Raw genomic sequence first — 6,722 nt, 5'->3', positions numbered from 1 at the left:
GGGGACAAGCGCTGGGGCCATGTCGGCATCGTCGTCGCCGTCGCGCCCGCCATCGTGGTGCACGCCGATACCGGCACGGGCGCCCCGGCCCATCCTGCGCCCGCCCCCGGCGAAACGGTGGGCGAGGTCCGTGCCGTGCCGCTGGCTGATTTCCTCGGCGATGTCGACCATGCCGGCGTCTTTCGCCTGTCCCTCAGCCCCGAAGCACGCACCCGCATGATCGCCTGGGCAGACGAGGCGGCCGCCACGCACACCCCGTTCGACCGGGGCTACAGCCTCGAGAGCGCCAACAATCTCTATTGCACCGAACTGGTCTGGCGCGCCCTCTCCCAAGGCCTCGGTCACGACGCCCTGCCGGAAAAGAGCCACCGCCTGGGGCGCACCTATGTCGCCCTGTCGGACCTGTCCCTGCACCCGCTGGCGCAGGAAGTGCTGGAGGTCGACTGGGCGCATCGGGCCGAGTGAGACCACCGGTGTAAAAACAGACGGAAAACATGCCTCTCGCCAGGCCCGGTTTGACTCCGCGGCCTCAATCCCTACGCTTCTCTCCACACATGTCTTGTCGAAATCAGAGCTGCCCGGGCGTCCGTTCGGGCAAAGATAAGTGCGGCCGCGCGCGGTCAATTTTACAGATAGCCGAGACGCGCCCCACGCCGCTGCTGGCTGTTTCAAGATCTATTTTCGATTCATTTTCGATCGACCCATGGAGGTCCAATGACTGATTACAATCCCGATAAAGGCTATATCGCCCTGCTTGGCTGGAGCCTGAATGCCATCGACGCGATGGAGAAGTTCGACCGGCGCTATCTCATCGTCGCGCCGAGCTGGGCCAAGGAATATGCCGAAGCCCATGACATTCCCTTCCTCGCCTGGGACTTCGAGCGCCTGAATGAGAAATCCTTCGAGATCGCGCAGACCCTGAAAGAGATGGGCATCGATGTCGCCGTCCCGCTGTTTGAAGAGACGGTCGAATGGGCCGGTGCGATCAACAGTGTGTTGCTCGACAATCCGCGCCTGCTCGGCCAGTCCATGCTGCTGCGCGACAAGTCGCTGATGAAGCGCCGCGCCCAGCTTGGCGGTATCCGGGTCGGCATTTTCGAAGAGGCCCATGACCGCGCCGACGTGGTGCGCTTTCTCAAGCGCGTGAACCAGACGCTGCTGAAGCTCGACGGCGACACCAACGACCCGATCCACTTCAAGGCGTTCGATCTTGCCGGCTGCATGGGCCACCGCGTGGTCCGCACAGCCGACGATGTCGACGCGATCCCGGACGAGGACTTCCCCGCCCTGATGGAAAGCCACCTCGACGGCTGGGAGTTTGCCGCCGAAGCCTGGATCCACAATGGCAAGGTCCGCTTCCTCAATATTTCCGAATATGTCCGGCTCGGCTACTCGGTCTTCGTGCCCGCGAGCCCGGACCTCGAGAAGCTGCGCGACAAGGTCCAGGCGGAAATCGAGAAACTGATCAAGGCGTTCGACATCAAGTTCGGCTTCATTCACCCGGAATATTTCATCGCGCCCGACGACGTCATGTATTTCGGCGAGGTCGCCTACCGCCCGCCGGGCTTCAAGGTGTTCGAGCTGCTTGAGCGCGTCTACGGGTTCAATGCCTATCAGGGCATGGTGATGATGTTCGACCCGAAGACGACCGAGGAAGAGATCGAGGCCTTCTTCCCGACACCGGTCGAGGACGCAGACGGCTATGCCGGCTGTTTCGGTGTCTATCCACGCAACCGTGTCGTCTCGAAACTCTCCATCCCCGAAGAGACGGAAAACCACCCCTATTTCGAGTGGCATGAACTCTCCGAACCGATGGAGCAGAAGGTCGCCAAACGCTCGGCCTTCGGCAACCATTGGGGGCTGGTCTACTTCCATGGCGAAGACGCCGAGACGCTGCGCGATCTCCTGAAAGAGCAGGAAGAGCTCGACTTCTACGTGTAGTCGCCATGCCAAGCCGCGTGCGCCTGCTGGTCAGGCCGCCGCGGCTTCGCTAGCTTTCCAGTTTCGAATCGCAAGAGTTGGGTCCCGTGAGCCAGGCAAGTCCATCCCCGTCCAGTGCAGGTCTCGACGCATCGCTGTTGAAACGGCTGGATAGCGCCATCAGGCGGCTCGACAATACAAGCGACAAGCTCAAGCTGCGCCAGCAGCAGCCGCTCCTGCAGCAGGTCGAGCGTGTGCTGCTGTCGCCGGGCGGGGTCGGCGCCTGCCTTGAACGGATCGTGGCCATGGACAAGGCCGGCGTCTTCGCCGGCACCGACTGGGACCACCCCGCCCATCTGAAGGCCGGGCTGGTGCGCCGCACGCTTGAATCCGCGGATGGCTCCGCGCTCGTTCTGGAAGCCCTCAGCGAGCTTCGCTTCCTCGCGATTGCGCGCGGGCAGTATGAGCATGCCGAAATCGCCGCCGACCATGCCCGCCACTTCCTGTCTCAGGTGCTGGGGCTCAATCTCGAATGGCTCTTCGGCACCGAAACCGAGGTGTCCCGGCGCCTCAGCGGCGACTGGGCGGCCGCGCTGAAAAGCCTGTTCGAGACCATCGCCGAAGACATCGGCTACGGGCACATCTTCGATGCCGTCATTTCGGAAATCTGGCGCATCCTGGCCCAGCGCCCGATCCAAACCGACAGGATCAAGGCCATGGTCGCGGAGCTTTCGGTCTGGTCGAAGGCCGGATCGATCGAGCCGTCTTCCTCCGGCTGGGGCGCGGACCGCCTGACCAGCGCACTGTTTGCGCCGACGAATGAGTGCCGGGAAGATCCGGGCGCCGAGGCCTATGCGGCGAAGCTGCCGACACTCGACGACAATGCGCTGACCCAGGAAGCCGCCGGCATGGCGCGCGCGATGCACGATACAGGGTTGGTGTCGGCCTATCATGCCGTCCTGCTGCGCTACCTGATGAACGACCGCCCCGATCTCGTGGCCGAGTGTCTCGGCCTGACGGCGACCGGACGCGAGAATTATATGGCCTATCGCAGCCTCATCCATGCGCTGATGGACAAGGCGATCCATGTCGAGACGGCGCAGGCGATTTACGGCCTGGCCCTGCTGCTCGAACGCGGGCTGCTTCACCTGCCGCCGACCGTCCCGGCGCTCTGGCGACAGTGCACGCTGAAGCTCGCGCCGGCAGCGCGCCAGAGACTGGTCGAGACGTTCGGCCCGGCGCCCGAGCCTGAAGCGCACCTGCTGGCGGGCGTCATCAGCGTGCTGGGCCAGCCCCTCGGCGTGGGACAGGGCAACAACCCGACCTGCCAGGCCGCGCGCGCCATCGCCATGTGGGCCTATACCGATCCCGACTATCTGCTGCAGCTTGTGGCCTGGGCGGCGCGCGACAATGAGGTGCATATGCCGTTCGAGGGCACGACCATCTCGTCGGGCGCGCTGTGGGCGGGTCTGGCGCAGGGCGCGCTGCTAGATGTCGATCCTGTCTCCGCCATCCTCGTCCCGCATCTCGACCGCATCTATATGGAGATGGGCCGCATGTGCGCCGGGCGCGAAGGCGACCCGCACCGCTGGATCAATCCCGAAATGCATGGCTGGTGGGTGGCCCGCGGCTTTGACATCGTCGTCGACGTCCCGACAGGCCAGCTCGTCGATATCGACGGCTTCGTGCGCCGCTTCTATGCCGCCTTCCATCCCGATTACAACGGCAACCAGCCCGTCATCCACCCAAGCCCGGCCGGCATCGCCGTAACCGACAGCGCCGCCCGCTTCGTCGGCTGGCATGCCATCGCCATCATCCGGGTCGCGCGCGATCCGTCCGGCGACGTCCGCGTCTATTTCTTCAACCCGAACAATGACAGCGGGCAGGACTGGGGCGATGGCGTCATCGTCTCGACGGCCGGCAATGGCGAATTCTATGGCGAGTCCTCTGTCCCCATCGCCGACTTCGCCTCGCGGCTCTACATTTTCCATTGCGACCCGATGGAACAGGGCCCCGAAGACGCCGTCGACGGCGCGGACATCGACAAGGTCCGCAACCAGATCGTCTCAAGCTGGGGCCGCGACCGCACGGGATAAGCTCAATCCCGCTTTCGCGAGCAGATCGGTGGTCTCCGCCAGGGAGCGCTCCAGCCCGAAGCACCTCCCCTCTTGCGCGCCACAACACATTTGTTATCTCGTAACACCATGCGCGGGCTATCCCCCTCCCTGTCGGTGAAGTTCCTTCTCGCCGCCCTGTTCCTCTGGGTGCAGGGCGCGGCGATGTTCGATGCTGCCGCGCATGGCGAGCAGCCGCACAAGCACTATGGCGTCTCGTGTGAGTTGACCAAGGCGGTCTCCGCCGAAGTCGCCCTGCTGCCGGCCGCGCCGGCTCTGCCCAAGCCCCCGCGCGACTTTGTGCGCACCGAGCAGCCGACGCTCGACTTCAGGCCCTGGTCGCATCCGCCGGGCCGCGCCCCGCCGCCGCGAAGTCCGCCCCACACCGATCAATAGAGTCGAACACCGCCTGTCTGCCGGACGGGCCCGTTTCCTGTTGATCGAAAGACTTCCCTCTCATGACTTCCAGACTCCTGCGCCGCACGCTTGCGGCGACCCTGCTTGTGGGCGCGAGCCCGCTGGCCTTTGCGCAATCGGCCGATGAAGAGGCCCCCGCAAAACTGAAAACCGTGATCGTCTCCGGCGTCGGCCCGCAGCGCGAAACCGACGAGATGATCGGCAATGCCAGCGCGGTCAGCCGCGACGACATCGTCCACACGCTGCAGGCCTCGCTCGGCAATACGCTCGATTCCGAGCCCGGCGTCTCCACCACGCATTTCGGCCAGGCTGCCAGCCGCCCGGTCCTGCGCGGGCTCGGTGCCGAGCGCGTCCTGGTGCTGACCAATGGCATCGGCGTGATCGATGCCTCCGCCGCCTCGCCCGACCACCAGGTCGCCGCTGACGGCATCGACGCCGAAAAGATCGAGATCCTGCGCGGCCCGGCCGCGCTCGCCTATGGCGGCCAGGCCATCGGCGGCGTCGTCAACGTTATTGACGGGCTGATCGTGGAAGAGCTGCCGGAGAAAGCCATCTCCGGCGAGCTTTATGGCGCCTATAATGGCGTCAGCGAAGGCACCGAAGGCGGCGGCAAGGCGCGGTTTACCACCGGCCCCTTCGTGCTGTCGCTGTCGGCCTCTGCACGTGACTTCGATGATTATGACATTCCGAGCTTTGCCGAGTCTGCGGCCCAACGCGCCAGCGAAGGCCACGAGCATGAAGAAGATCACGAGGGCGAAGCTGGCGAGGATCATGACCATGAGCATGAGGAAGAGTCTCGCGACACGATGCCCAATTCCTTCGTGGAAACCGAATCCTTCGCCGCCGGGCTTTCCTGGATCGGCGACAATGCCTTTGCCGGGGTCGCGGTACGCCGCCAGACCTCGAAATACGGCCTGCCCGGCCATGATCACGCCCATGAGCATGAAGGTGAGGAAGAGCACGAAGGCGAAGACCATGAGGAGGAACATGAAGACCACGGCGAAGAGCAGCCCTTCATCGACCTCGAACAGACGCGTATCGACCTGCGCGCCGGCATGGGCCTGAACGCGGGGCCCTTCACCGATCTCGCCGCCACAGCCTCCTTCGCCGATTATGAACATACCGAGTTCGAAGCCCCCGGCGAACCGGGCACGCGTTATGAAAGCGACGGTGCGGAAGGCCGCCTCGAGGTTGGCACCGATGTCGCCGGCTTCGACGGCGCGCTCGGCCTGCAGGTGATCGACAAGACGCTCGATGCCTTTGGCGACGAGGCCTTCATCACCAAGACCGACACGACATCGGCCGGCCTCTTCCTCTACCAGACCCAGGAGTGGGATGCCGGCTTCGGCATCGAGGGCGGACTTCGCTATGACAGGACCGAACTCGACAACGCCACCTTCGGCAAAAAGGACTTCAATCTCGCCTCCGGCTCCTTCGGGGTTCACCAGCACTGGGACAATGGCTGGTTCGTCGGCGCCCAGGCGAGCTGGACCGAACGCGCGCCGAACGAGAGCGAACTCTTCGCCGACGGCGCCCACCTCGCCACCAGCCAGTACGAGATTGGCGATACGGGCCTTGATAAGGAACGCGGGCTCAATTTCGAGGGGACGGTCCGCTGGCGCGGTGAAGGTGTCAGCTTCGGCGCAAACGTCTTCCATACGGACTTTGACGGCTTCATCTACCTCGCCCCCGGCACCACAATGGTCGATGGCGCCGTTGTCGACGAAGTTGACGGCCTGCACGTCTACCGCTTCAGCCAGCAGGATGCGACCTTCCAGGGCGGCGAGGTCTATGCCGATTACGAAACCTCGGACCGCTCCTTCGGGGCGATCTGGAGCGGCAAGGCAAGCATCGATTTCGTCGACGCCGAACTGGATGATGGCAGCAATGTCCCGCTCATTCCGCCAATGACATATAACTTCGCGCTCGATGGCGACTGGGGCCTCTGGACAGCCGGTGCCAGCGTCACCATCGCCGACGAGCAGGACGATCCGGGCGAGGGCGAACTGCCGACCGGTGGGTATACGACGCTCGACCTGCGCACGGGGCTGAACGTCTCCGAACTCGGCTTCGGGCAGGCCGGCACCGAGGTCTTCCTGGAAGCGCGCAACGTGACCGATGAAGAAGTGCGCTATGCCACTTCGGTGCTGAAGGACACCGTCCCGGCGCCCGGCCGCAACATCCGCGCAGGCGTGCGGATGGTGTTCTAGGTCTTTCCCCTCTCCCGCAGCCGGGAGAAGGGTGCGCGCGAAAACCAATCTCGATACAAAA

At 64.4% G+C, this 6,722-nt stretch carries 5 protein-coding genes; all 5 read left to right on the top strand.

All coding sequences use genetic code 11. The features are described from left to right. Window positions 1-465: YiiX/YebB-like N1pC/P60 family cysteine hydrolase (locus B8784_RS03555; RefSeq protein ID WP_233355950.1), on the top strand; the 465-nt coding region annotated here is incomplete at its 5' end. A 249-nt stretch (window positions 466-714) separates the two neighbouring features. Continuing rightward, complete coding sequence (locus tag B8784_RS03550) at window positions 715-1,941, top strand: ATP-grasp domain-containing protein (protein ID WP_084396248.1); 1,227 nt, start codon at window positions 715-717, stop codon at window positions 1,939-1,941. A gap of 86 nt (window positions 1,942-2,027) precedes the next feature. After that, a complete protein-coding gene (locus B8784_RS03545; RefSeq protein ID WP_084396247.1) occupies window positions 2,028-4,016 on the top strand; it encodes a hypothetical protein in 1,989 nt (662 codons plus the stop codon). Between the two features lie 108 nt (window positions 4,017-4,124). Continuing rightward, window positions 4,125-4,430, top strand: coding sequence for a hypothetical protein (locus B8784_RS03540; protein ID WP_084396246.1), 306 nt, complete (start codon window positions 4,125-4,127; stop codon window positions 4,428-4,430). Window positions 4,431-4,492: 62 nt separating this feature from the next. Beyond that, window positions 4,493-6,661: a TonB-dependent receptor domain-containing protein gene (locus B8784_RS03535; protein ID WP_084396245.1), complete on the top strand. Its 2,169-nt coding sequence runs from the start codon at window positions 4,493-4,495 to the stop codon at window positions 6,659-6,661. Window positions 6,662-6,722: the final 61 nt, after the last annotated feature.

The organism is Henriciella aquimarina (assembly GCF_002088975.1).
Lineage (GTDB): Bacteria > Pseudomonadota > Alphaproteobacteria > Caulobacterales > Hyphomonadaceae > Henriciella > Henriciella aquimarina.
The sequence above is the reverse complement of the archived record's forward strand: the minus strand, read 5'-3'. Positions and strand labels throughout refer to the sequence as shown.

What these genes read in the sequence shown, in the direction of transcription:
- B8784_RS03550 (WP_084396248.1), top strand. Translation starts at nt 715, where the DNA reads ATGACTGATTACAATCCCGATAAAGGCTATATCGCCCTGCTTGGCTGG.
- B8784_RS03540 (WP_084396246.1), top strand. Translation starts at nt 4,125, where the DNA reads ATGCGCGGGCTATCCCCCTCCCTGTCGGTGAAGTTCCTTCTCGCCGCC.
- B8784_RS03535 (WP_084396245.1), top strand. Translation starts at nt 4,493, where the DNA reads ATGACTTCCAGACTCCTGCGCCGCACGCTTGCGGCGACCCTGCTTGTG.